Origin of the sequence: Synechococcales cyanobacterium T60_A2020_003 (assembly GCA_015272205.1) — a bacterium.
GTDB lineage: Bacteria > Cyanobacteriota > Cyanobacteriia > RECH01 > RECH01 > JACYMB01.
This window is the reverse complement of record JACYMB010000102.1, coordinates 1-3040: the sequence shown is the minus strand read 5'-3', so window position 1 is coordinate 3040 and position 3040 is coordinate 1. Positions and strand designations below refer to the sequence as shown.

At 53.6% G+C, this 3040-nt stretch carries 4 protein-coding genes; 2 read left to right on the top strand and 2 right to left on the bottom strand.

Going from position 1 to position 3040, the window contains the following annotated elements; translation table 11 throughout:
* Positions 1-176, top strand: a 176-nt coding sequence (locus IGR76_05165) for an IS5/IS1182 family transposase (GenBank protein ID MBF2077909.1), incomplete at its 5' end; no start/stop codon positions are given.
* Positions 177-464: 288 nt separating this feature from the next.
* Positions 465-1088, top strand: a complete 624-nt coding sequence (locus IGR76_05160) for a methyltransferase domain-containing protein (GenBank protein MBF2077908.1) — start codon at positions 465-467, stop codon at positions 1086-1088.
* 183 nt (positions 1089-1271) lie between these two features.
* On the opposite strand, the gene IGR76_05155 is transcribed toward IGR76_05160, so the two are convergent.
* Both IGR76_05155 and IGR76_05150 read right to left on the bottom strand, forming a co-directional pair.
* A complete protein-coding gene (locus IGR76_05155; protein MBF2077907.1) occupies positions 1272-1493 on the bottom strand; it encodes a hypothetical protein in 222 nt (73 codons plus the stop codon).
* A partial coding sequence (locus tag IGR76_05150; GenBank protein MBF2077906.1) for a peptidase S8 occupies positions 1490-3040 on the bottom strand: 1551 nt, incomplete at its 5' end. The genes IGR76_05155 and IGR76_05150, both read right to left, overlap by 4 nt.

The following is a 3040-nucleotide window of genomic DNA, read 5'->3' as shown; positions in this document are numbered from 1 at the left end:
GCTATCATCGTCGTTCGATTGCTGAAACTACCATGTTCCGCTTTAAGACTATTTTGGGGGGCAATCTCAGTGCGCGTCAATTTGACAATCAAGCCGTGGAATTGTTCATCAAATGTATTGCGCTCAACCGCATGATTCAGATCGCTAAACCCGATAGCTACAAAGTCGAAGCTTAATACCCGGACGACCTCAAGGTGAGCCTGATCATCCTTCTAATCATGCAACAAAGCCGATTCAGTCCTCAAAACTCAAAACGAATCCCTTCAGCCCTATCTACAATTAGTAGATCAAACACCGTGTTTGGATCCCCCCTAGCCCCCCTTGAAAAGTGGGGAACCGAGCCAGACGTGGTTAGAAGTCCCCCTTTTTAAGGGGGATTTAGGGGGATCAACGTTAGGGTTTATCGTGGAATCAAGCTGTTTTCGATCTACTGACAATAGAAAAGCACACTGAAATGGAAACCTATGACAGACGCAGTATCACGTTCCGCCGATGAGTTATCCGTAGAGTTTTGGGAGGGACGCTATCAAGACGGAACAACGGGCTGGGATTTGGGACAGCCTGCACCAGCCTTTGTGTCATTCCTACAGTCCGATCAGGCTCCGAAACCAGGACGCATAGCGGTGATTGGTTCCGGGCGAGGACACGATGCGCTATGGTTTGCCGCGCACGGATTTGAGGTCGTGGGGTTTGACTTCGCACCCTCAGCGATCGCCGATGCTAGGGCTAATGCAACCTCTCGAAATCTAACCAACATACAGTTTTTACAGCGAGATATCTTTTCCCTCTTGCCCGAATTTGCCCACCAGTTTGACTATGTGCTAGAGCATACCTGCTTTTGTGCGATCGCCCCAGAGCTACGACCACAGTATGTGGAGATTGCCGCAGGTCTACTCCGTCCAGAGGGAGAGTTGATCGCTCTCTTCTGGGCACACGATCGCCCCGGTGGCCCTCCGTTTGGGGTCGGTTTAGATGAAATAGAGTCGTTATTAACAGCTCGGTTTGAGATGAAGTCGTTGACGAAGGTGGATCAGTCTCCACCGAATCGAGCCAATGAGGAGTATTTAGGACGATTCTGGGTGCGATAGGAAATCAGTAGATCACATGGTTAGATCCCCCTAGCCCCCCTTCATGAAGGGGGGAACCGAGCTAAAAATGGCTTGAAGTCCCCCTTTTTAAGGGGATTTAGGGGGATCGAAGTGAAGCTTCTTTGTGAAATAAACCTATTTTCGATCTACTGTAGACTACGCGATCGCCCCTCCCGTCAATGGCTATCCCGAAACCTCAAATCCCTTCACTTCCAGCACAGGGCCAACCATCGTGGTCGTCATCACATCGGCACGGATCTCGCCTGTCACCGTAACCGCCAGTCCTGCCTTCAGTAGCTCTGGCGGCGCTTTGTACAGTTCATAGGTCTGGCTCGGCGTTTTCAGAACCCACGCCCCCACACCGAGATTCACCCGTTCGATGGTTCCTTCTAGGGTCATGCTCATACTGTTGTTCCCTCTGATTTTGCTGCTGCCGGAGCCGCCATGCGGGCTAACCCAAAGCATAGTAACGCATTAGTGGCGAGGAAGAGACGGGCGATCGCTCCACTGCCTAGCCCCATCAATGCCGGATCAATCACCGCACTGATCGCCAAGAAAGAGGCCATCCCCAAACTTGCACCCACCGCAAACCATTTCCAGCTTCGGTGTCCTAGCAAGAGCGCAACTAAACCCAGGGGAATCAGCACACTCGCAAAGAGGGGATTCAGCGCACTGCTGCCCTGAAGCGCACTGCCCCATTCGGGAATTGCGCTACCCAGGAACCGGAAGGGATACTGGGGCATGTCGTAGATGTAGAGTCCCCGCAGGAAAAAGAGACCCGCACTGCCAAAGATCAGCCCACTGGACAACGAGAAACTGAGAAACGCCGGCAGATAGTTTCGCAAAAACCAGGCCAACAGGTAGGAGCCTAACACCATCCCAATTTTCGGCAACAGCGCCACCACACCGCCATCAAACCAGAAGCGTAGGTTCAAGTAGCCGTTGGCCTGGAGCCATTGGAAAAAGTCTTTGAAGGTGATCTGTCCGCGCAGGGCTAGTTTCACCGCTGCACCGGCATCCAATTGCCCCGCACCGTAATAGTTAAAGGGATCCTCTTTGACCACCCGTGCCGACTTTTTCAACACTGCCGCGATCTCATCGGGATTTTCGATACCTGCCGAGCGAATCAAGGCGGCCACTCCGGCAACGTGGGGAGCCGCCATGCTGGTTCCCTGGAAGGTGGCAAAGATGGGTGCACCCGTTTGTGGATCGATCGTTTCCTGAAGAATGCCGCCCGCCTCAGATTCAGCCGTTGATCCACCGGGAGCCGAGATGTCTACGCCTGCGCCAAAGTTTGAATAGGGAGCCTTTGCACCCGTAGAATCCAAGGCTGAAACGGCAATCACGTTGGGATATCGGGCGGGAAAGGACGCCGAATTAGAGTCAGCGTTTCCAGCAGCAGCAACGATCACTACGCCTTTGCTGTGGGCATAGTCTACGGCAGACTTCATCACAATGCTGTCGCCCATGCCGCCCAGACTCATGTTGATCACGTTCGCGCCATGATCCGCCGCAAAGCGAATCGCCTCGGCAATATCCGCGACCTCTCCGGCTCCCGATGCGCTCAACACTTTCAGGGGCATAATCTGGGCTTTGTAGGCCACACCTGCGACCCCATAGTTATTGTTGGTGGACTGGGCGATCGTGCCGTGGCCCTTGTCATCGCTGGCTTCGGTGCGATCGCTCACAAAGTCATACCCTTCTACAAAGGTCGTTTCTGCCAGATCAGGAACCGCGCTAACCCCGGTATCGATCACGGCTACGGTGACGCCATCGCCTTTGCTATCATCCCAAGCTGTTTCGACGTTGATGCTGCGGAGGTTCCACTGTTTGCCGTAGTCGGGATCGTTGGGAATTTCGAGGGCACGATAGATATAGTTCGGCTCAATGGCTTCGGTGTACTTGCGAAGGGGAGAGCGTTGGAGCGATCGCAAATCGTTCCGATTACCCTC

Bases quoted from the DNA above. Each gene is read 5' to 3' on its own strand.
- IGR76_05160 (MBF2077908.1), top strand. From the start codon at position 465: ATGACAGACGCAGTATCACGTTCCGCCGATGAGTTATCCGTAGAGTTT.
- IGR76_05155 (MBF2077907.1), bottom strand. From the start codon at position 1,493: ATGAGCATGACCCTAGAAGGAACCATCGAACGGGTGAATCTCGGTGTG.